Below are 22176 nucleotides of genomic sequence, written 5' to 3'. Positions count from 1 at the left end.
ATCCCCGCTCCGCCGGGGATTTTTTGTTTTGGGGACGGCAGGCAGACGCCTGGAGATGTGAAGAAAGAACAGCTTGGGGGGAGGGCAACCTTTTTGGAAAAAGGTTCTCCCTCCCCGCACCCCTCCCTTCCAAAAACTTTTGCCGGTGAGTCTGCGGTGATGTCGGCGCTTGTGTCCGTGCAACAGGGTGAATCCCCTTCTGTGTGCCTCAGACAGCGCGCGATGCTCGTTTTTATTATCGTATCAGCAAACCATGCTCCCCAGCCTGTAAACGAACCGGCGTCCAATGAGGCCTCGGGCAGCAGGCACGTTTTCAGGTGGACCATGCAGATCCCGGATCTTTTCCCGGATACGCTAGACTAAAAAAAGCTGTTGTCACAGCCGTAACCGCTGCGTCCGGAAGACTGACACGGGATAGCTGCAAAAGCAGGCCCGGCTGTGCTCTTGGCTCACGGCCTTTTGTGCCATGACGAGCTGATTTGTCATCCTACCGACTGCGGTCTGCGTTCTCTTTAGGGTAATCTTTGATTTCTTCATGCGTTAGCCTGTACCACGCCGAGAGAAGTCAGAGTGCGGGCTAATCTCCTTCAACCTGTGCCCTTCACGCTGAAATGGGCTTGCGCAAAGTGTTTCTTATGGATAGTATATAAGTATTGATTATTAAATTTATTAAGGAGGCTCCATGAAAAAAATCGTCCTGGGGACTACTCTGGTCCTGGTCGGTATCGCACTTTATACCAGTCTTGCGCTGGCGGCAGAAACGAGCCCGCTTGCCAATGCCATCGCCAAACAACTTGAAACGGCGCCGCAGTCCATCGACATGCAGGCAGCCCCCGGCTATCTGGGGATTCCCGGCGGGCCGCAGACCAACATGCTGCTGGCCTTCGGCTGGGCCCTATGGGTGGGCTGGATCTTCTCCACGGTAGGAGCTTTTGGCGGCGTCATGGCCGGTGTGGGCCACATGAGTGTGCATGGCCTGGGCGCCTATGCCAAATCCTTTGGGCAGACGCCCCTCAACAAATCCATCACCGACTCTGTGCGGGCGTCCAACCAGATGCTGGCCGGGCTTTCCGCGGCCCTGAGCACCTTCAGCTACTATCGTCTGAAGCGTATCGTGCTGCCGCTGGGGATCGCTCTGGGTCTGGGGTCCATCGTGGGCGCTTTCATGGCAGTCAAGCTGACGGCCGGTAAACTGAATTTTTCCTCGTATCAGGGCTATTTTGGTCTCTTTGTCCTGCTGCTGGGCTGCTATCTGATGTGGGAGACCTCTCCCGCCGGGCAGCGTTCCAAGGCCAAGGCCAAAGAAGCTGCCAAAGCTTTCGAAGCGTCGGTGAAAAACAAGAATCCCGGTGAGGTCGTGGAGACCGGTGTCCGTCTGCGCAGCTTCAGTCTGGGACGCTGCGTCTTCACCTTCTGCGGCGTGGAGTTCTCCTTCAATCCTGTGCTGCCGTTCGTGGGCGGTATCGTCATCTCTTCCATTGCCGCCTTTCTGGGTGTGGGTGGCGGTTTCCTGCTGGTACCTTTCCTGACCAGCATCACCCAGCTGCCCATGTATCTGGCCGCAGGAACGTCCGCTCTGGCCGTGCTGGTGAGCATGATCACCGGTATCACGACCCTGCTGCTGCATGGCGTGACCGTGGACTGGTCCCTGGTGGGGCTGGAACTGGTGGGCATCGCCGTGGGCTCGCTCATCGGGCCTTACACGTCCCGCTTTTTCTCGGACATCTGGCTGAAGCGCCTTTTCATCGTCCTTGCCCTGTATGTGGGTACGGATTACGTCTTGCGCGGCTTCTTCAATTACCGTATTTTCGGGTAACTACCGGAGGGCAGGGGCTTTCCCTGCCCTGTTTTTGCGCGGCATGAAAAGTTTTTTGTTGTGGATAGATCCCTGGTGCATCGCTCCGTACCGTTGGTTCCCTGAGCTGCCGGAATGGGGCTATATAGTGGGGACATGCGTACTGGCAGCCCAGGCCGTGCTGCTGGGCCTGCTGACCTTGCGGCTCGGGCAGCGCATGCATGCGGCCCGTCTCAAGGAACTGCGCACCGAGATGCGGCATTACCACAAGCTGAGTGAGCGAGCGTTGCGCGAGAGCGGCAAGGAGGCTTACAAGGCAGTCAATCGCCAGGGGCATGAGGCCTTTGGCTATTATTTTTCCCTCAACGGAGCCCTGTGGGTAGCGTCGTTATGGCCTGTCCCTCTGGCTCTGGCCTGGATGCAGGCCCGTTTCGGTACGGTCAGCCCCTCCCTTCCATTTTCTTTGCCCCTGCTGGGGCCTGAGCCGGGCTTCGTCTTCTGGTTCGTGCTGGCCTACATCCCCTTGCGCCTGCTGCTGGGACGTCTGGTATGTCCCGTCGGGCAGGACGGACAAGGGGCGATCATCGACTAATACGCGCCCGCCATGCGGGCAGGAGTCCATATATGGCGTCATCCATCGTCTACTCCTTGTGCGGCATGTGCAATACACGCTGCCCTGTGGAGATCCATTGTGAGAACGGCGTGCCGCGCTGGATATGCGGCAACAGCCACAGTGCTTCCGGGGCGGCCCTGTGCCCCCGGGGCGCCGCGTCCCTGGCCCTGTATGCTGATGATGAACGTCCGCAGGGGCCGTTGATCCGTGCCGGAGAGCGCGGCGCAGGACTGTGGCGTTCCGTGAGCTGGGACGAGGCCCTGGATTATGTGGCGGAACGGTTGAAAACGATCATGGCCACCTACGGGCCGCGCAGTGTGCTCTGGTCCGAGCGGCCCGGGCCGTTCTCCGACATGAGCAAGGCCCTGATGCGCGGTCTGGGCTCGCCCAATTACTGCACTCATGATGACGCCTGTGCCCATAACGTCAACCAGGCCTCCTATTCCCTGACCGGTCACGGGCGCGGCAAATGGATCTATGATTTCAAGAACTGCCGCCATATCGTCGTGCAGGGCCGGAATTTTCTGGAATCTCTCAAGGTCGGGGAGCTCAATCAGGTGCTGGACGCGCTGGACAAGGGCTGTCGTCTGACCTGTGTGGACGTTCGCCCCACGGTGACGGGGCTCAAGGCGCAGCAGAACCTCTGCATCCGTCCCGGCACGGATCTGGCTCTCAACCTGGCAGTGCTGCATGTCCTGATCGGAGAAAAACTCTACGATGCCGCGTACGTGGAGCGTTATGTCCAGGATTTCGAAGCGCTGGCGGACTTTGTGCGTCCCTATTCGCCGCAATGGGCCGAAAGCCAGTGCGACATCCCGGCAGATGTCATCGCAGAGCTGGCGCGTTCCCTGGCCGCTGCGGCGCCGCAGGTCATCTGGCATGGCGGCTGGATGAGCACACGTTATCCCCAGTCGTTCATGGTCTGCCGTACGGCCTACCTCATCGACGCGTTGCTGGGCGCTTTCGGCAGTAAGGGCGGCCTGCTGCTGGCGGCGGGTCCCAAGGATGCCGGCCGCAAGGGCCTGCGCTCCTTCACCTCGCTGTATGCCGCCCCCAGGGAAAAGCGGGCGGACGGCGTCGGCTGGGCCGAACCGGCCTTTGCTCCCGGCGCCAGCCTGCTGCACAAGGCCTTCCGGGCCGTGGAAAGCGGGGATCCGTATCCCGTCAAGGCCTACTTCACCCTCAAGCACGACCCCCTGTCCGCCATGCCGGACCCTGAACGGCAGAAGGCCCAGCTGGCCGGTCTGGAGCTGATGGTCTCGCTGACCTTTTCCTGGTCGGATACGGCCTGGTTCAGCGATGTGGTGCTGCCCATGCCGTCCTTTGTGGAGCGGGGATCCCTGCTCCAGGTCAAGAGCGGCAGCAAGCCTGCCTTCATCATGCGCAGCCCGGCTGCGGATGTCCGTTTCGATACCCGGCCGGACTGGTGGATCCTGGGACAGCTGGCCCGCCGTCTGGGGCTGGAGGGTCTGGCCTGCGAGACGCTGGAAGATGTCTGGCGCTTCCAGCTGGAAGGGACTGGTGTCTCCGTGGAGGATTTCCGGTACGGTTCCGTCTCTCTCGCAGATGCGCCCATCGATCTGGGCCCCCGTTTCGCGACGCCTTCCGGCAAGATAGAAGTCCTTTTCGGTCCCTGGCGGGAAGCCGGTCTGCCTTCGCTCATGCCTTGGCAGGACGTGCCCCGGCCGGGAAAGGGGCAGTTTCGCCTGATCGTGGGACGCAATGCGCGCCACACCCATTCGCACACCCAGAACAATCCCTTGCTGTACGACAGCCTGCCGGAAAACCGTGCCTGGATCGCCCCTGAACGGGCCCGCGAGCTGGGCGTGGAGGATGGAGATGCTGTCCGTATGGAAAGAGCTGACGGCAAGGGTGGCGAGATCCGGGTGCGTGTCATCCCCGGCATGCATCCCGATGCCGTGTTCATGCTGCATGGTTTCGGGCATCGCCTGCCGGTGGAGAGCAGGGCCCGCGGCAAGGGACTGGCAGACCAGGAGTTCATGCATGGCGGACTGGACAAGGAAGATGCCATGGTCCACGGCCTTGCCCTGCAGGAGCACTTTGTGACCCTGCGCCCCGTCCGCAATGATCATGCCCGGGAGGAAAACTGATGAGCAGTTCCACCTGTATCGTTTTTGACGAAAAACGCTGTGTCAATTGCAAGGCCTGCGAGATCCACTGCCGTCAGTGGCACGGGATCTCCCTGCCCCTGTGTCGGCAGCTGGGCGGCACGCCCGCTCTGAAAGAGGGCAAGGTCAGCCTGCCCATGGGCTTCGTGACCTGTGTGCACTGTGCGCGGCCCGCCTGTCTTCGCGCCTGTACGCATGATGCCATGTGGCTGGATGAGGAAAACATCGTCCATATCGACGCCGACCGTTGTACGGGCTGCGGTGCCTGCGTGACGGCCTGTCCCTACCATGTGCCCCATCTGGATGCCGTTACCGGCAAGGCCTGTAAGTGTGATCTGTGCCATGACCGGCGCAAGGCCGGGCTGGAGCCCGTCTGTGTGGCCGGTTGTCTGGCCCGGGCCCTGCATGTGAGCAATGATGAGGACATGCATCGAAAGATGAGCCGTCAGACCATCCGCTGGATCAAGGATCTGGCAGGAAGCCTGCCGGAATAGACCATACGGCCGTCCAGACCGGTCCGCAGGGGACCAAGACAGCAGGGAGGCTTTGCCGTACGGGCAGGCCTCCCTGCTGGCGTTTCGGGCCCTTCCGGGAGGGCTTTGCGTGCGGAGCGGTTGACAAGGAGAGGAGGGCGACATAAAGAAATAGTTTAGTAACTAAACTATTTTTCAAATAAATAATTAAGAGGGCTCACATGGAATGGACGCAGATACCGGATCTTTCGGAGATCCTGCTCTCTTTGGGAAAACACCCCACCCAGGGGCCGGATATGCCGGAAGGCACACTGCCCACGGCACCGGGGCGGATCATCGAGGCCCTGGTGGCCTGTGCCCCCAGAGGGCTCATGGTCAAGGAGCTGGCCCAGTTGCTCTACCTTTCGCCGGGCTGCATCTCGCAGACGGTGCAGGGGCTGGTCCTGGAGGGGCTGGTGGTGCGGGAACCATCGGAAAAGGACCGGCGGGCGGTCTCCATCCGTATGACGGACAAAGGCATGGAGCGCTACCAGTATCATCACGACAAGATCAACGGCATCCTGGACCATCTGCTGCGTGATGTGTCGGCGGAAGACAGGGCGACCTTCGAGCGTGTCCTTGCCATCGCCCTGGAGGAAGGCAAAAAACTGCGGGCAGCGCAGGCGCAGGGAGCGGGCAAATGAGAAGATCCCTCCTGTTGTCCCTGCTGCTGTTCCTGTGTGCCGTCCCCTTTGTCCGGGCGGCCATGCCGGGGCCGGGCATGCCGGTACCGGCGCCTGTGGTGGAAGTGGGGGAAGTCCTTGCCGTACAGGACACCCAGAGCCGCCGCTATACCGGTCGGGTGGTCTCGCCTGCCACGGTATCGCTGGTGCCCCGGGTGGCGGGCGAGATCCTGGAAGTGGGTTTTCGCGATGGCGATACGGTCCAGGCCGGCCAGATGCTCTACCGCATCGATCCGGTGCGCTACGAGGCCGCGGTGAAGAATGCCCGGGGCAAGGTCGTGCAGTACAAGGCGGAGCACGCTTATGCCCGGGCCGACCTGGCCCGCAATCGCAGCCTGTTCAAAAAGCAGGCCGTCAGCCGTGATGTGCTGGAAAGCGCCGAACGGACGGAGCAGGTGGCCTATGGTGAACTGCTGGCGGCGGAGGCCGACCTTGTGACGGCCCAGGATGACCTGCGCAACACCCGGATAGTGGCGCCCATGGCCGGGCGTATCGGGGTCACGGCCTTCACGGCCGGGAATTATGTGACCACCTCGTCCGGCACGCTGGTGACGCTGGTCAGGACGGATCCTGTGCGTGTGCGCTTTGGCCTGAGCGTACGCGACATGCAGGCTGTTTTCGGTTCCGAAGAGGAACTGCGCTCGCTGGGGCGGGTGCGGGTCCGGCTTGCCGACGGTACGGACTATGGGACCGAAGGCCGGGTGACCATCGTGGACAACACGGCGGAGGGCAGGACGGACACGATCCAGGTCTACGCCGAGCTGGCCAATCCCCAGAGCCGTCTCGTGCCTGAGAGCACGGTGGTGGTGACCCTGTACCGGCAGACGGACAGCCTTGTGCCTGCCGTGCCCCCGTCGGCCGTGCAGCATGACGCGCAGGGAGCGTTCGTCTATGTGGTGCAGGAGGACGACCGGGTGAGCCTGCGCCGCGTGACGCTGGGGAATCTGGTGGGCGAATCCCAGACGGTCCGCTCGGGGCTGACCGCCCATGAGCGGGTCGTCACGGACGGCACGCACAAGGTGGCTGACGGGATGAAGGTGGACTATGCCCGCAAGGGCGCGGATGCCGGAGTGCGGGACTAGCATGTTTTCGCGCATCTTCATCGAACGTCCCCGCCTTGCCGCTGTGGTGAGCCTGATCCTGCTGCTGGCCGGCGGCATCTCCCTGGCCAACCTGCCGGTGGCGGAATATCCCGAGATCGCGCCCCCCACGCTCTTCGTTTCGGCGACCTATTCCGGGGCCAGTGCCGACGTGGTGGCCCAGACCGTGGCCATGCCTTTGGAGAACGAGATCAACGGCGTGGAGGACCTGCTGTACTTTTCTTCCACCAGCAGCAATTCCGGCTCCTATTCCTGCTCCGTGACCTTCCGCTCCGGCACGGATTCCGACATCGCCCTCGTCAACCTGCAAAATGCCGTCAAACGGGCGGAGGCCCAGCTGCCCAGCGAGGTGACCAAGGTCGGCATCACGGTGGAGAAGCGCGGCAACGATATCCTGGCCATGCTGGCCTTCCAGACCGACGGCACCTCCCTGAGCCTGAACGAGCTGGTCAACTATGTGAACAACAACGTCAAGGATGCCCTGGCCCGTCTGGAGGGGGTCTCCTCGTCGGACATGATGTCGCAGCAGGAATACGCCATGCGCATCTGGATGGACCCCTTGCGCATGTCCGGGCTCGGCATCTCGTCCAGCGAGATCAGGAGCGCCGTGGAGGCGCAGAACGTGCAGGCGGCCGCGGGTACGCTGGGGGCCGAAGGCAGCAACCGTTACGTTTCCTACAAGCTCAATGTGCAGGGGCGCCTCAAGACGGCGGAAGAATTCGGCGAGATCGTGGTCCGCTCCGATGCCGACAGCGGCCGGATAGTACGCCTGCGGGACGTGGCCACCGTGGAGCTGGGCTCCAGCAGCTATTCAGGACGTTCCACCTTCAACGGCAAGGAAAGCGTGGGCCTGTCCCTGTACCGGAGCCCTGATGCCAATGCGCTGGCGACCATGAACCGCATCAAGGCCGAGCTGGCCACCTGGGAGCAGCGCTTTCCGCCCGGTGTGAGCTATTCCATCGCCTATGACCCGACCAAGTTCATCGTCGCCTCCATGCGGGAGATGGTCTCCACCCTGGTGGTGGCCCTGATCCTGGTCGTTCTGGTGACGTGGCTGTTCATCCAGGACTGGCGGGCCACGCTCATCCCGGCGGTGGCCATCCCCGTGTCGCTGGTGGGGACCTTCAGCGTCATGTACGCCCTGGGATACAGCATCAACACCCTGACCATGTTTGGCCTGATCCTCGTCATCGGTTCCCTGGTGGACGATGCCATCGTGGTGGTGGAGAACACGCAGGGCATCATGGAACGCGAAGGCCTGCCCGCCCGTGAGGCAGCCATAAAAAGCATGCGGCAGATCACCGGGGCCGTCATCGCCACGACCCTGGTCACGGTGGCCTGCTATGCGCCTCTGGCCTTTTACGGCGGCATGGTGGGGGCCATCTACCGCCAGTTCGCGGTGAGCATGTGCGTGGCCCTTTGCCTTTCCACCGTGGTGGCGCTGACGCTCAGCCCGGCTCTGTGCGCCCTGGTCCTGCGCAGGTCGGGCGGGCAGTGTGCCCCCATCTTCCTGCCCGTCAACAGGTTCCTGGATGCCCTGCGCGGCCGCTACCTGGGCATGACGGGGCGCCTTGTGCGGCGCGGCGGGTTGACGCTGGGCATACTGGGCGGGACCTTCCTCGGCGTATGGCTCCTGTACGGGCATATCCCGCCGTCGTTCCTGCCCATGGAAGACAAGGGCGTCATCTTCTGCAATGTGGAATTGCCCGGCGATGCTGTCCAGGAACGTACCGATGCGGTGCTGGCCACGGTGCGCGAGCGTCTGGCGGCCATCCCCGGCATCCGTTCCGTCATGCAGGTCTCGGGCATGAGCATGCTCAGCGGCAGCGGGGAGAACGCGGCCATGTGCATCGTGGAGCTGGATCCCTGGGAGGAGCGCAGCGCGCCGCAGACCCGCCTTTCGGCCATCATGGGACAGATCCAGGGACGGACGCATGACATCGCCGCCGCCAGCATCGTGGCCTTCACGCCGCCGGCCATCATGGGCCTGGGCGCCACGGGCGGTGCCTCGTTCGACATCTGCGGCATCGGGGACATCGATGCTTCCGCACTGGCCACCGTCACAGACGCCTTTGTCCGTGATCTGTCGGCACGCCCCGAGACCATGTTCGCCATGACTGCCTATGATGCGGCCACGCCGCAGCTCCGCCTGCGCCTGGATCGCGAAAAGGCCGAACTGCTGGGCGTACAGGCCGGGACCGTGTTTTCCACGCTCCAGGATGTGCTGGCGTCCTACTATATCAACGACTTCACCCTGAGCGGCAACAATTTCGAGGTCAAGCTCCAGGCCGGGGCCGACTCCCGCTCGTCGCTGCATCATGTGGAAGAATTGCTCATCCCCAACAGCAACGGCGACATGGTGCCCCTGAGCGCTCTGGGCACGCTCCAGTATGAAGTGGGGCCGCGCCAGATCACGCGCTTCAACAAGATGGTCGCGGCGGAGATCAACGCCCAGAGCGCCCCCGGTGTCAGCTCCGGCGACCTGTACGCGGCCATCGAGGGCATCAAGCTGCCCGCGGGCTACCATATCGAATGGACGGGCCTCAGTTATCAGGAAAAGCAGAACACCGGGCAGATAGTCTTCCTCATGGGGCTGGCCCTGCTGTTCGCCTATCTTTTCCTGGTGGCGCAGTACGAGAGCTGGACGATCCCCGTGCCGGTGATGCTGACCGTCAGCTTTGCCGTGCTGGGGGCCCTGCTGGGGCTGACCGTCTGCGGGGAATCCATGAGCATCTATGCCCAGCTGGGCCTGGTCATGCTCATCGGCCTTGCGGCCAAGAACGCCATCCTGATGGTGGAGTTCTCCAAGCAGGAGCGCGAGGGCGGCAAAGGCATCGAGGAGGCGGCCCTTTCGGGGGCTAACCTGCGTTTCCGCGCCGTGATGATGACGGCCTGGAGCTTCCTCTTCGGCGTTCTGCCCCTGGTGTTCGCGGACGGTGCGGGTGCCGCCAGCCGTCAGGCCATCGGCATCACGACCTTTGCCGGCATGCTGGCGGCCACATGTGTGGGCATCGTGTTCACACCGGCCCTGTATGCCGTTTTCCAGCGCCTGCGAGAAAAGGCTTCGAGAAAGTTCCGCGGCGGTCGCGCGGCCCTGTGCCTGCTGCTGGCCGTGGGCCTGTCCGGTCTGGGCGGCTGCACCCTGGGGCCTGACTTCAAGCGGGCGGACGCGGACGTACCGGAAAACTTCCTGCCCGGCACGCTTGCCGGTACGGGTGCTCCCCTGCGCCCGTCCTGGTGGGAGGATTTTCATGATCCGCTGCTGACGGCCCTGGTGCTCGAAGCCCAGGAGGGGAGCCTTTCCGTCCGGCAGGCCGTGCAGCGGGTGGCCCAGTCGCGGGCGGCACGCATGGAGGCCCGTGCGGAATTCCTGCCGGATGCCACGGGGACGGGCGAGCTTGCCCGCTCCCGGAACTATGCGCCCGACGGGACAGCCACCAAACTGGACGCCTCCGTGCAGCTGGCCTTGGCCGTGGACGTGTTCGGCGGGCTGCGGCGCAGCCTGGAAGCTGCCGGGGCCGATCTGGAGGCCGCGGGCATAAGCCTTGCCGACGCACGCGCCTCCCTGGCGGTGGAAGTGGCCAATGGCTATGTGGATCTGCGGCTGGCACAGGAAAAACTCCGCATCGCGCTGGAGAACGTGGCCGTGCAGCGGGATACGGTACGCGTCATCCAGGCCCGTGCCGATGCCGGTACCGTGGCCATGCTCGACCTGCATGCCGCCCGGGCCCAGATGGAGACCACGCAGGCGTCCGTGCCGTCGGCGGAAGCGGAGGTCGTGGCGGCCATCCGCGGTCTGGAGGCCCTTGCCGGCCGCAATCCCGGCATGTTCGATGCCCGGCTGTCCCCCGCCGGGCCCATACCGGAATTGCGCAGTCTACCTTCGGCCGTGCCTTCCGATCTGCTGCGCCGCAGGCCGGACGTCCGCAAGGCCGAAGCCGAGCACCATGCGGCCACGGCACGCATCGGGGTGGCCCAGGCCGCGCTCTTCCCCAGCTTTTCCCTTGTGGGCAGCGGGGCCGTCACTTCCTCGGACTTCGTCTCCTGGAGCGACGCCATGAAGAGCCTGGGCGTGGGGCCCATGGCAAGCTGGAACATCTTCTCGTTCGGCCGGAACAAGGCCATGGTGGATCAGGCCCGGGCAGCCGCGGCAGAGGCCGCTCTTGTGTACCGGGAAACGGTCCTGGAGGCCCTGCATGACGTGGAGACGTCCTGGTCGGCCTATGAAAAGGAATCACGCCGGGAAGACGGCCTGCGTGCGGCCCGGGACCATCAGAGACAGGCCCTGCGGCTTTCCCGCGATCTGTACGCGGGGGGCAAGGGCGACTATCTGGATGTCCTGACGGCCCAGGCATCCAGCTTGAGCGCCGAGACGGAATACGCCTCGCATCGGGCGGCCATGGCCAAGGATGCTGTTTCTCTCGTCAGGGCCCTTGGCGGCGGCTGGACAGGTGAAAACATGACGCAGCCTTGATGAAGAAGAGCCCTGCCGGAGACCGGCAGGGCTCTTTCATATCGGTGGACCGGCCGCATCTCAGTTGGCCGTGACTTCCTTTTCTTCCACCACAGGCGCTTCATCCTCATCCAGCGTCACGACGAAATAGCGTCGCCCGCCGGTATCCTTGCCCAGGTGCTGCTGCAAAACGGGCAGCATGGCCTGCAGCAGGGTGCGGAAGTCATCATCCCGTCCCGTACAGCGGATCTCTGTCCGCCAGAGGTTCTTGCCGCGTCCGCCGTCCGGTGCCCGTGTGCAGCCTTCCAGCAGCAGCCCGGCATGGAAAAAGACCTTGGTCCGCGTCTCTTCCTCGCGCACCCAGCGGGTATGGCGAAAATGCCCCCGGCCCCAGGTGTAGGGCACATAGCTGACCGTGGTGTAGATGCGCACGTCGGGCTCGCTGATGCCGAAGCTGATGAAGACCAGGTTGTCGCTTTTGTCCTGCGGCTGTCCGTCCAGTTTCAGGGTGTAGCCCCGGGCCGTGAAGCAGGGCTCCAGCTGTGCGGCCACATCCCGGAACAGCAGGTCGTCCTCGGCCATGCCTTCCACGCCGGGGCGGGGCACATAGACGGTGCCGGCGCTGTCGGCCTGGGGGCCGCGCAGGGAATCCACGCTCACGCCGTACTGGGGAGCGCAGGCGCCCAGCCAGGGCAGGAGCAGCAAACAGAGCAGAATCAGGCAGCAAGGCCTGCCGGTATGACGGAAGCGGGGACGGATCATGCGACACCCCCCTTGGTATGCCGAGGTTCAGGAACTGTCCGCCTGTGCCACGGGGCACCGGCAGGCAGGGCACTTTTTGCACCCGGATGTTTTTTGACGGGGCCTGTTACAGGGTCGCGCCGAGGGCGGCGAGGCACGAGACCCCGGCCAGCAGGACGGCCAGCAGCAGGGTCAGCAGCTTGCCGCCGGTGGAGATACGGCGCGGGGCCACCTGCATCTTCAGGGCCACCATGCCCTGGAGGATGCGCTGCAGGGGCCAGAGCACGCTCAGCAGGAGACCGCCGGCACAAATAAGGATCATGCCTTTGACGCCCTGGACTTCCAGCAGCTGGACGAAGGCGTCCTTCCAGGGCATCTGCTGCCGGCTCATGGCGGTGCTGATCTCGTTGATGCGCTGCTGGGACTCCGCTCCGATCAGTGTCGAGCTGGCGGTGGCCATGCCGCCGATGAGCAGGAAGACCAGCAGAAGGAAGAGCCCGGCCGAGCCCATGATCCAGGAGGCGTGCTGGGCATCGTCCTCCAAGCCTTCCTTGCGGGCGCTGTTGCGGATCGTCAGGGCCAGCAGGGGGGCGATGATCCAGAGCAGGAAACTCAGGTTGGACAGGGGCGTGGCGAACATGGCCACAAGCAGCAGGAAGTACAATCCCCACAGCGGCAGGGGATTGCGGATGGCAGCAGACATGACGGATCCTTGCAAGGGGTTAGACGATCTGCCCGTCACGGACAGGGGTTCCTTCTTTCTGGATAGCATGATGCCTGCCGCCCTGCCAGCGGAAAAACACCGGCCCGCCGGACGTGGTGTTGACTGCGAGCCCCTCGTCTCAGGCCTGTCCCGTCGCATCCTCATGGGGGAAGATGCGGGCCAGCTCTTCCGGCGGGAAGGGGCCGCGGGCATGGCCGTCCTCAAAAAGCAGGAGTCGGGTCGCCAGACGGCGTGCCTGGGCGATCCCGTGCGAGACGAGGATGATGGCGTAACGTTCCGAAAGCTGCAGGAGCAGATCCTCGATGCGGCGGGTACTGGTCGGGTCGAGGGATGCCGTGGGCTCGTCCAGCAGGAGGATCTGCGGCTCCAGGGCCAGCGTGCGGGCCAGACAGAGGCGTTGCTGCTGGCCGCCGGAAAGGGAGCCGGCAGGGTCGCCCAGCCTGTCATGGACTTCCGGCCACAGGCCCACGTCTTCCAGACTGCGCCGGGCCCGTGAGCGGGCCTCGGCCATATCCAGCCCGGCAGCCAGCTGCAGGGGCAGCAGCAGGTTTTGTCCGATGCTGGCCGGCAGCACATTGGGGGTCTGGAAGACCATGCCCACCTGACGGCGCAGACGGGAAAGGGCCTCCTCGCCCCGCAGGCGGCTGATGTCCCGCATCTCCCCGTCCAGCAAGAGTTCCACCTGCCCCTGCATGCGGCTGTCCTTGGTGCAGTCGTGCAGGCGGTTCAGGCAGCGCAGGAAACTGGTCTTGCCGGAACCGGAACGCCCCAGCAGGACGCTGATGCCGTGGCGCGGCAGTTCAAGATCCACATGGTGCAGGATGGCGCGGCCGTTGAGGTGCAGGCACAGATCATGGATGCGGACAAGAGGGGTCATTGCGGTCCTCCCGAAAACGTCAGGGGCGTCATGCCCGGCTGCCGTTCCCGGCGGAAACGTTCATGCAGCCACCAGGCCAGCAGGAGCAGGCCGCCGGAAAGGGCCAGCAGGGTCAGGGCGGCGCCGAAGCCCCGCTGCAGCTCTTCCGGTGTCTGGTATTGGGCAGCCGTGTAATAGATGAAAAAGGGCAAGGCTTCGAAACGCAGGCCCAGACCGGCGGGGAGCCCCGCGTTGGCCACTACGCCGGTAAGCAGGATGACGGCCGTATCTTCGGCGGAGCGGCCCAGGGCCAGCATGACGCCGCTCAGGATGCCGCGGCTGGCCTGCGGCAGCAACAGGTGGCGCACGACCTGGCCGTGACGCAGGCCCAGGGCGGCCCCGCTCAGGCGCAGGGAGGCGGGCAGGCTCTCCAGGGCGGTGCGCGTGGTCACCACCAGCGCGGGCAGGACCAGCAGGGCCAGGCAGCCCCCGGCCAGCAGCAGGCCGGAACTGGCCCCGGCAAAGCCCAGACGATGCAGGAACAGGATGAGGGTGAAGCCGAAGATGCCCATGACGATGGACGGGACGCCGGACAGGATGTCCATCAGGCTGTTGAGCAGGCGCTGCATACGGGGCGGGGCGTATTCCGCCAGGTAGATGCCGCAGCCGATGCCGGGCACGAGGGCCAGGGCCATGGTGATGCCCAGCAGGCAGAGGGTCCCCAGACAGGCGGGCCAGATGCCGTCCCAGATGGGGAAGCGTCCCAGCAGGGCGGGCCAGAACGGCGCGTCACCCACCAGAAGCGCGGCATCCAGCACCGGCAGCCCCCGCCAGAGCAAAAAGCCCAGCAGCGCGAGGACACAGGCGCTGCACAAAAGACCGGCACCGCGCGCCAGCAGATGCAGGCCCGCGGGAGCATGGCGGCGCCAGAGGGCGGGCACGGGCGGCAGGAGCACGTCCTGCTTCTTTTCCAGACGCCGCAACACCAGGCTGACGCCGGTACTGATGCAGAGCAAAAGCCCCCCGGCCACGAACAGGGAATTGTAGGCCGGGCCGCCCACGTCCGTGGCCGTGACCAGCCCCATGTGGGCGGTCAGGGTCCGCAGCCCGGCGAACAGGTTTTGCGGGACGTTGGGCGCATTGCCGCTGAGCATGAGCGGGATGAGGGTGTCCCCGATGGCCCGGCCGAAGCCCAGCAGGCCGGCGGTCAGCAGCCAGCGGCGGACGGCGGGCAGGGCAAGGCAGGCAAGGACGGTATCCCTGCTCATGCCCAGGGAAAGGGCGGGCAGGAGCAGGCGGCGCATCTGTTCGCGCAGGGCCACATCCATGACCAGCACCATGGTGGGGCTGATGAGCAGGGCTAGGACACAGGCGGCGGAGAGCCAGCACAGGCCGGAGCCCTGTCCGGCGGCTTCCCTGACCAGAGGCGTGAGCAAGAACACGGCGGCAAAGCCGTAGACCACCGTGGGGATGGCGGTCATGAAGCGGATGAGGCCCGTGAGCCATTTTTGCCGGAACGCCGGGCGGGGATCCTGCAGGGCGCAGGCCAGCCCCAGGGACAGGGGCCAGGCCAGCAGCAGGGCGGAAAAGGACAGGATGAGGGAGCCCGCCAGCATGGGCAGGATGCCGAAGTCCGCGGGGGGACGCCACGCCCAGGAGAAGATCAGGCTGCCCTGCGCGCTCCAGAGCACCGGCAGGGCAAAGCAGCCCACCAGGGCGAACAGGGCGCCCGTGGCAAGGATGACGAGCAGGCCGCACAGACGGGGCAGGGTCCCGCTGCGCCGCAGAAAAGGAAATGCCATGTTCAGGATCCCGGCGGGGCGGCATGGCCGCCCCGCATAGTGTGGTGACAGATTACTTGCGGCCGGTGGGGATGTAGCCGCTCTTTTCGATGATGGCGCTGCCTTCAGGCGAGTAGATATAGTCGATGAAGGCCTTGGTCAGGCCGGAGGGCGCACCCTTGGTGTTCATGTACAGCAGGCGGGTCAGGGTGTAGGCGCCGGAGGCGGCGTTTTCCTGCGAGGGGACCATCTTGTCGAAGGTCAGGGCAGCCACGCTCTTGTCCACATGGCCGATGCCCACATAACCGATGCCCAGCTTGTCCTGGCCGATGGCCGTCTTCATGGCACCATTGGAGTTCACCACATTGGCGGAAGCCACGATGGGGCCTTTTTTCAGGGCCTTTTCCACAAAGACTTCACGGGTGCCGCTGCCGTCTTCGCGGGTGTAGACCGTGATGGGGGCGTCAGCGCCGCCCAGGGTCTTCCAGTTGGTGATCTTGCCGGCAAAGATGTCCTGGGCCTGCTGGGCCGTGATGGCCCGCACCTTGTTGGCGGGGTTGACCACCAGGGCCACACCGTCGATGGCAAAGGGGAAGCTCTGCAGGCCGTACTTGGCGATCTCCTTTTCCTTGAGAGCGCGGCCGGTATTGCCGATCTGCACCAGGCCTTCGCCCACCTGCTGCACCCCCACGCCGGAGCCGCCGCCGGCCACGGTGATGCGGATGTCGGGATTGGCGGTCATGATGTTTTTGGCGGCGCCTTTCATGACCGGGATGTGGGCCGTGCCGCCGGCGATATCAAGCGTGCCGGAAAGGCCCTTGAAGCTGTCCAGCGGAGCGGCGTGGGACGTCATGGCAAAGATCAGGCCCGCCATCAGGGCGGGCAGCAGGAAACGGCAGGTTTTCATGATGACCTCTCGTACGGAAAATGTGGGCTGTTGCGGGAACAGCGGGAAACGCGCCGGGCGCGTCGCCTCGAACCGGGAACACCGGCAGAGGACGGGCGCGTGCGTGCGGTCCGGGACCGCGACGGCACGCCCCGAAAGCATATCGGGACACATTATCCAGGAAAGGTGCGGGAAAGCGGCGGGCGGGCGATGCTGGGCAGCATCCTACCTCGGAGGCATCGCCCGGAAAGGTCTTGCGCTGTCTGGGAGCCGCCAGGACCATCCGTTTCCGGCACACATGCCTGAACGCACAGATCTCCCCACGGGAGTCCGGCGCATGCGTCAACAGAAACGGATATGCATGGTGACCTCCAGCCATTGCCGCCCAAAGGCGGCGTGTTCACAATAATGTCCCAGTGTAAGAAGAAAGGAAGGCGGGGTCAATACGATGCCCCTGCATACGATAACGCCTTCTTGCCTTGGAGCGGGGAGCATGACTATAGTCTGTCCCCGTTGCCGCAAGACGGTAGCGCGGCAGGATCACTGCGGAACATATCGGGGAGGTACACCATGGCGGTAGGCTGGGCGGGCGACAATGCCGTGCAGGATCAGATCCAGGATTCCATCGCTGACGAGGTGCGGCGGGCCAGAGCCTGTCTGCCCCGGGGCGAGAGCCGTGCCTTTTGTGAGGAATGCGGCGAACCCATCCCCGAAGCCCGGCGGCGGGCCCTGCCCGGTGTGCGGCTGTGCCTGGAATGCCAGCAGGAAGCCGACAAAGAGCAGCACGCCGTGCATCTGTACAACCGCAAAGGCAGCAAGGACAGCCAGCTGCGCTGATCCTGAGCAAGGACGAGGAAGATCGTATGTCGGGCTTGTTGGCGCGTCTGCGGGCGCGCATCCCCCTGGAGGAAGGTTCGCTGGTCCTGATCACCATGATCTGGGGCGCCACCTTCATCATCATCCGCAGTGCCCTGGAAGCCACGGGGCCCTTCTTTTTCGTGGGCGTGCGTTTCGCTTTTGCCGCCCTGGCCCTGATCCTGTTCTCCCTGCCGCTGCTCAAGGACTTCACCTGGCGGGAAGTCTGGGCTGGCATGAGCATAGGCCTGTGCATCTTTGGCGGTTATGCCCTGCAGACCTGTGGCCTTCAGACCATCACGGCCAGCAAATCGGCTTTCATCACGGCCTTCTATGTGCCGCTGGTGCCCCTGCTGCAATGGCTGGTCATGAAGCGCCCGCCGCATTTGATGGCCTGGGTGGGCATCGCGCTGGCCTTTCCCGGCGTCCTGCTGCTGTCCGGGCCCGATGACAGCAGCGCGGGCTTTGGCTGGGGCGAGATGCTGACGGCCATCAGCGCGCTGGCCATCGCCATGGAGATTATCCTCATCGGTCTGGTGGCCCGCAGCGTCAATGCCCGGCGCGTCACCATCGTGCAGGTGCTCATGGCCTCTTTGCTCAGTTTTGCCACCATGCCCCTGGTGGGCGAAAGCGTGCCGCCGCCTTCCTGGCTGGTGCTGGGCAGCGCCTTTGCCCTGGGCGTTTCCACGGCGGGCATCCAGTACGCCATCAACTGGGCGCAGAAAAAGGTTTCGCCCACCCGTGCCACGCTCATCTATTCCTGTGAACCGGTCTGGGCGGGCATCTTCGGCCGCATGGCCGGGGAACGCCTGCCGGGGCTGGCGCTGCTGGGCGGGGCCATGATCCTGGCAGGGGTGCTGGTCAGCGAGCTGAAACCGGGCGGCCGGAAAAAGGGGAAGGACGCGGCCCGCTCCTAGCCGGATACCTGTTTTTTAGCAGGGATGCCGCTCCTGAAGGCCCGAAGGAGGCAGCAGGCTATAGCCATGCGGGACAAAAGGGGGTACCATCCAGAAAGCTCGAAGTATCATATCTTCAGCCATGATGTGTTTGGACGCCCGGATCGGTCTGCTTCGCGCGCATGGGAGCAGCTGCGTGTGGTGCGGCTGCCGTATTGGTCATCGCCTTTCGGAAGGAAGACCCGGCATGGCGGGACCGGAGCCTGAGGCCCGCGCGCATGGGGGATCGCTACCGGCAATGAAGACAAGGGGGTGCACGGATGCCGCATGCCTCTTTGACAGACGATGCGAAGCAACGGAAGATCGCGGAACTGACGCGGCTTTTTTTGCATAAGCACTACTGCGAGAACGATACGGAGCTCCTGCTCTCCCATCTTGATGATGCCTTCAGCTGGTTCGGTGCCGGAGAGCATGAGTACGCCGTCGATCCGGCGACCGTCATCAGGACGTTCCGGGCCTTCGCAGGCAGGGTGCCCCGCTGCGAGATAGGCGAAGAGCACTATGACGTCATCCGGCCCATGCCGGACCTGTTCATCTGTACGGGCATGCTCTGGGTCGCCACTGTTCCGGATTCCGGCATCTGCCTGCGCGTTCACCAGCGCATCACCACGGTTTTCCGCTGGACGGCGCAGGGGCCCCGCTGCTGTCATCTCCACCTTTCCAACCCTTACAGCGAGATGGACGCGAGCGACAGCGGATTTCCTGAAAAAATGGCTGAGGAGTCCCGCCGCTATCTCCGGGAGCAGATCGAGCTCCAGAAAAGGCAGATCGCCGAGCAGCACGACGTCATCGCCCAGATGTATGTGGAGGATCTTTCCACCGGGCTGTACAACAGAAACAGATACAACCAGGTCTGTGACTCCCTGTCCGGAAAGGATTGCGGCAGCCTGGGCATCGCCTACTTCGACCTGAACGGCCTGAAGAAGATCAATGACCTTCAGGGACATCAGGCCGGTGATGCCCTCATCCGTCGCACCGCGGAGTGCCTCCTCCAGGCCTTTGGCAAAAAGGCCTACCGCATAGGTGGCGACGAGTTCATCGTCATCGACCGCGAATCCGGCCGCGAAGCCTTCCATGCCTGTGTCGAGAATGCGCTCCGGGCCATGGAGGAAAGCCATCTCTCCATCTCCTGCGGTATTTCCTGGCGTGCCGAGCGGGGCAATATCGACGAGCAGATCAACGAAGCGGACAAAAAGATGTACCTTGCCAAGCGGGATTTTTACGCCTGCAAGGAGCATGACCGCAGGCACTATTGGCCGGAACAGGAATGACCGGCGCTCCCTGTGTTTTGCCCGTAGGGCAGGGCCGGCGGGAGAGGAGGGCTGCCCGCCTTTTCCAGGGCGGTGGAAGCATCTTTTCCGGCATCCTTTCACTTTTTTGAAAAATTCTTTTGCTAAACGCTTGACTCCGTGAGCTGTTTTCTATACATAGCTTCTCACGACGCGCTCGTAGCTCAGCTGGATAGAGCAACAGGCTACGAACCTGTAGGCCAGGAGTTCGAATCTCTTCGGGCGCACCATGCAAATTCAGGCGATCAGTTTTACTGGTCGCCTTTTTTGCTATGTACAGTGGCATTTCGAAAGGCCTGCATCAGTGTATCTGTCCTCCCTCCTGCGGCGTACTGCAAAGCAGCGCCGGGATCTCCTGCCGGGTCTCTTTTCAGGCCGCAGGCTCTATGCTACAAGGCGGACGTCGGCCCGGGCCTGCGTTCCCAGACAGGTCCGGCCGTTCGGTCCAGCCCCCCGTAACGTGCATACGCACATCCCAAGGAGGAAAACAGCCCATGGAAAACAAAGTTCTGGAAGTCCTGGTCAATGCCGGAAAGCCCCTGCGTCCTGGCGACATCGCCAAGGAACTGGGAGTGGATTCCAAGGAAGTCAGCAAGGCCATTGCCGAACTGAAGAAGGAAGGCAAGGTCATGTCGCCCAAGCGTTGTTATTACGCTCCGGCGGAATAATCCTCGCAGCAACGAGTATGGAAAAGGGCGGGCCCGCAAGGGTCCGCCCTTTGTTATTCACTTCCCCGGCCGCAAGGGGCTCAGGACTAGGCGTTGATGCCGTCCTCTTTGCGCCAGCTGGCCAGCTGGGTGCCGATGAAATCGCAGATGAAGGCCTGCTCCTCGCGGCCGTTGCCGTGGATATCCATGGGCGCGGCAAACTTGTAGCGCACCGGCAGGCCGCTTTTGATGGGGCCCAGCTCCTTGAGCTTTTTCCCCGTGCCCCAGGCATCGGTCTTGAGAGCCAGCGGCACCACGGGCACACCGGCCTTGCGGGCCAGTTTGACCCCGATGGTGTTGAAGTGCTGGGGATCGAAATCCGGGGTGCGGGTGCTCTGGGGAAAGACGATGATGGAGATGCCTTTCTTCAGGCGTTCCACCCCGCCTTCCAGGACGGCCGTCAGGTCTTCGCGGGGATTGGTGCGGCCCACAACGATGGGATCGCGGGAACGCATGACGGCCCCGAAGAAGGGCAGGGTGACCAGGCTTTTTTTCATCACGAACGTCACGGCACGGTGGGGCCGGATGATGCCGGGCAGCATGAAGGTCTCCAGCGTGCTCATGTGGTTGGCCACGAAGACGCAGGGGCCGCGCGTGGCCGAGATGTTCTCCATGCCTTCGATGCTCACCGGGCAGCCCACACGTTCGATAAGTTCCGTCACACGCAGGCTGGCGTGGACCCAGGCGCTGTCGTCACACAGACCTTTGGCGGCCCTGCGGCACAGCCAGAACACGGGGCCAGCCAGCAGGCTGCTGTAGAATCTCAGGGCCGGGAAACGGGCAGGGGCGCCCAGTTGCGGGGCCGTGCTGACATAGGTGGAAAGATCGCCGAACGGGGCCTCGACGACCCCTTCTTGATACTGCTGCATCAGGATTCTTCCGTTTTTCTGATTTTATGGATCTTGCGCCACCACTGGCTCAGGCGGGCTTCGTCGCCCATGTCGCGGGGCTGGTAAAAGCGGCGTCCCACGAGCTCGGCGGGCAGGTAATCCTGTTCCACCCAGCCGTCAGGGTAGTTGTGGGGATATTTGTATTCCTTGCCGTAGCCCCATTCCTTTTGCAACTGCGTACTGGCGTTGCGCAGATGCAGGGGCACGGGCCGCGCTCCGTTGTATTTGACTTCGCGGGCGGCGGTCAGATAGGCGGCGTAGCTGCTGTTGCTCTTGCGGGCCAGGGCCAGATAGACCACCGTCTCGGCCAGCGGGATGAAGCCTTCGGGCATGCCCACGAATTCCACGGCCTGCTGGCAGGAGACGGCCAGGGGCAGGGCATTGGGATCGGCCAGGCCCACATCCTCCGAAGCGGAGAGGATGAGGCGGCGGCAGATGAAGCGCGGGTCCTCGCCGCCTTCCAGCAGGCAGGCCAGATAGTAGAGGGCCGCGTCGGGATCGCTGCCGCGGATGGATTTGATGAGGGCCGAGGCCAGCTCGTAATGGCTGTCACCGTCCTTGTCATGGCGCATCATGACTTCGGGCAGGGCGGACTTGAGCTGCTCGGGCTCGCGCATCTCCTCGGGCAGGGAGGCGGCGTACTCCACCAGATTGAGCAGGGTACGGGCATCCCCGTGGGCCGCGGCGGTGATGATGTCCAGCACCTCGTCGCTAAGCGTCACGCCCGTCTGTTCGGCGCCGCGCCGGGCCAGCTCCATCAGTTCCGAGCGTCCCAGGGGGCGCAGGCGCAGCACGTGCAGGCGCGAGAGCAGCTGCCGGGTGACGCTGAACGACGGGTTCTCCGTCGTGGTGGCCAGCAGGGTCAGCTCGCCCGATTCCACCAGCGGCAGGAAAAAGTCCTGCTGCGCCTTGGAAAAGCGGTGCAGCTCGTCGAGTACCAGGATCTCGATGCCGTTGAGGGAGCGGCGCAGGTGCTGCAAGCCTGCCTCCGGCGCGCTGAGACGCAGATAGGGACGCTTGCGGGAACGCGCCAGCAGCAGGGCCAGCGTGGACTTGCCGCAGCCCGGCGGGCCGAAAAACAGCAGGCTGGGCAGGCGCTCCGCCGCCATGAGCGACTTGAGGCGGCTTGCCAGATGGCTCTGCCCGAGAAAAAGATCGGGATCGTCGGGGCGCATGCGCTCCGGCAGGGGCTTTTGTGCGGTCATG

At 64.0% G+C, this 22176-nt stretch carries 19 protein-coding genes and 1 tRNA gene; 13 read left to right on the top strand and 7 right to left on the bottom strand.

Going from position 1 to position 22176, the window contains the following annotated elements:
• The 8 genes from ACQRAG_RS06185 to ACQRAG_RS06150 all read left to right on the top strand — a co-directional run.
• Positions 1-363, top strand: a 363-nt coding sequence (locus ACQRAG_RS06185) for a hypothetical protein (RefSeq protein ID WP_427805288.1), incomplete at its 5' end; no start/stop codon positions are given.
• Positions 364-682: 319 nt separating this feature from the next.
• Positions 683-1816: a sulfite exporter TauE/SafE family protein gene (locus ACQRAG_RS06180; RefSeq protein ID WP_168936202.1), complete on the top strand. Its 1134-nt coding sequence runs from the start codon at positions 683-685 to the stop codon at positions 1814-1816.
• 55 nt (positions 1817-1871) lie between these two features.
• A complete protein-coding gene (locus tag ACQRAG_RS06175; RefSeq protein WP_427804145.1) occupies positions 1872-2387 on the top strand; it encodes a hypothetical protein in 516 nt (171 codons plus the stop codon).
• A 32-nt stretch (positions 2388-2419) separates the two neighbouring features.
• Complete coding sequence (locus ACQRAG_RS06170) at positions 2420-4519, top strand: molybdopterin-dependent oxidoreductase (protein ID WP_427804146.1); 2100 nt, start codon at positions 2420-2422, stop codon at positions 4517-4519.
• Positions 4519-5031 (top strand): 4Fe-4S dicluster domain-containing protein, encoded by a 513-nt coding sequence (locus ACQRAG_RS06165; RefSeq protein ID WP_204625220.1) that lies wholly within the window; start codon positions 4519-4521, stop codon positions 5029-5031. The genes ACQRAG_RS06170 and ACQRAG_RS06165 overlap by 1 nt, the downstream gene beginning before the upstream one ends.
• Before the next feature lie 200 nt (positions 5032-5231).
• Positions 5232-5693, top strand: coding sequence for a MarR family winged helix-turn-helix transcriptional regulator (locus tag ACQRAG_RS06160; protein ID WP_204625221.1), 462 nt, complete (start codon positions 5232-5234; stop codon positions 5691-5693).
• The gene (locus ACQRAG_RS06155) at positions 5690-6814 is read left to right on the top strand and encodes an efflux RND transporter periplasmic adaptor subunit (protein WP_289616584.1); all 1125 of its coding nucleotides are present in this window, start codon (positions 5690-5692) and stop codon (positions 6812-6814) included. Before ACQRAG_RS06160 ends, ACQRAG_RS06155 begins: the two co-directional genes overlap by 4 nt.
• A 1-nt stretch (position 6815) precedes the next feature.
• On the top strand, positions 6816-11306 hold the full coding sequence (locus ACQRAG_RS06150) for an efflux RND transporter permease subunit (protein ID WP_427804147.1): 4491 nt from the start codon (positions 6816-6818) through the stop codon (positions 11304-11306).
• A 60-nt stretch (positions 11307-11366) separates the two neighbouring features.
• Here the strand turns inward: ACQRAG_RS06150 and ACQRAG_RS06145 are convergent, their stop codons facing one another.
• From ACQRAG_RS06145 to ACQRAG_RS06125, 5 genes are all read right to left on the bottom strand, one after another.
• Entirely contained in the window at positions 11367-12047 is a 681-nt protein-coding gene (locus tag ACQRAG_RS06145; RefSeq protein ID WP_168936194.1) for a hypothetical protein, read from the bottom strand.
• A 106-nt stretch (positions 12048-12153) separates the two neighbouring features.
• A complete protein-coding gene (locus ACQRAG_RS06140) occupies positions 12154-12729 on the bottom strand; it encodes a hypothetical protein (protein WP_168936193.1) in 576 nt (191 codons plus the stop codon).
• A gap of 139 nt (positions 12730-12868) precedes the next feature.
• Complete coding sequence (locus tag ACQRAG_RS06135) at positions 12869-13627, bottom strand: phosphate ABC transporter ATP-binding protein (RefSeq protein WP_427804148.1); 759 nt, start codon at positions 13625-13627, stop codon at positions 12869-12871.
• A complete protein-coding gene (locus ACQRAG_RS06130) occupies positions 13624-15408 on the bottom strand; it encodes an ABC transporter permease subunit (RefSeq protein ID WP_427804149.1) in 1785 nt (594 codons plus the stop codon). Before ACQRAG_RS06130 ends, ACQRAG_RS06135 begins: the two co-directional genes overlap by 4 nt.
• A gap of 52 nt (positions 15409-15460) precedes the next feature.
• Positions 15461-16294, bottom strand: coding sequence for a phosphate ABC transporter substrate-binding protein (locus tag ACQRAG_RS06125; protein ID WP_427804150.1), 834 nt, complete (start codon positions 16292-16294; stop codon positions 15461-15463).
• A 549-nt stretch (positions 16295-16843) separates the two neighbouring features.
• On the opposite strand from ACQRAG_RS06125, the gene ACQRAG_RS06120 reads away from it, so the two are divergent.
• The 5 genes from ACQRAG_RS06120 to ACQRAG_RS06100 all read left to right on the top strand — a co-directional run bounded on the left by ACQRAG_RS06120 (position 16844) and on the right by ACQRAG_RS06100 (position 20041).
• On the top strand, positions 16844-17110 hold the full coding sequence (locus ACQRAG_RS06120; protein WP_204625229.1) for a DksA/TraR family C4-type zinc finger protein: 267 nt from the start codon (positions 16844-16846) through the stop codon (positions 17108-17110).
• A gap of 26 nt (positions 17111-17136) precedes the next feature.
• Complete coding sequence (locus ACQRAG_RS06115; RefSeq protein WP_168936188.1) at positions 17137-18045, top strand: DMT family transporter; 909 nt, start codon at positions 17137-17139, stop codon at positions 18043-18045.
• A 365-nt stretch (positions 18046-18410) separates the two neighbouring features.
• Positions 18411-19355, top strand: coding sequence for a diguanylate cyclase domain-containing protein (locus ACQRAG_RS06110; RefSeq protein WP_427804151.1), 945 nt, complete (start codon positions 18411-18413; stop codon positions 19353-19355).
• 171 nt (positions 19356-19526) lie between these two features.
• Positions 19527-19603, top strand: a tRNA-Arg gene (locus tag ACQRAG_RS06105).
• Positions 19604-19867: 264 nt separating this feature from the next.
• A complete protein-coding gene (locus ACQRAG_RS06100; protein WP_006004519.1) occupies positions 19868-20041 on the top strand; it encodes an HTH domain-containing protein in 174 nt (57 codons plus the stop codon).
• Between the two features lie 86 nt (positions 20042-20127).
• Here ACQRAG_RS06100 and ACQRAG_RS06095 read toward each other — a convergent pair whose 3' ends face one another.
• Both ACQRAG_RS06095 and ACQRAG_RS06090 read right to left on the bottom strand, forming a co-directional pair.
• Complete coding sequence (locus ACQRAG_RS06095) at positions 20128-20949, bottom strand: lysophospholipid acyltransferase family protein (protein ID WP_304038290.1); 822 nt, start codon at positions 20947-20949, stop codon at positions 20128-20130.
• A complete protein-coding gene (locus tag ACQRAG_RS06090) occupies positions 20949-22175 on the bottom strand; it encodes a replication-associated recombination protein A (protein WP_168936240.1) in 1227 nt (408 codons plus the stop codon). The genes ACQRAG_RS06095 and ACQRAG_RS06090 overlap by 1 nt, the downstream gene beginning before the upstream one ends.
• Between the last annotated feature and the right edge of the window lies 1 nt (position 22176).

It is taken from the genome of Desulfovibrio sp. SGI.230 (assembly GCF_050313065.1).
Taxonomy (GTDB): Bacteria; Desulfobacterota; Desulfovibrionia; order Desulfovibrionales; family Desulfovibrionaceae; genus Desulfovibrio.
This window is presented reverse-complemented; position numbering and strand designations above follow the sequence as displayed.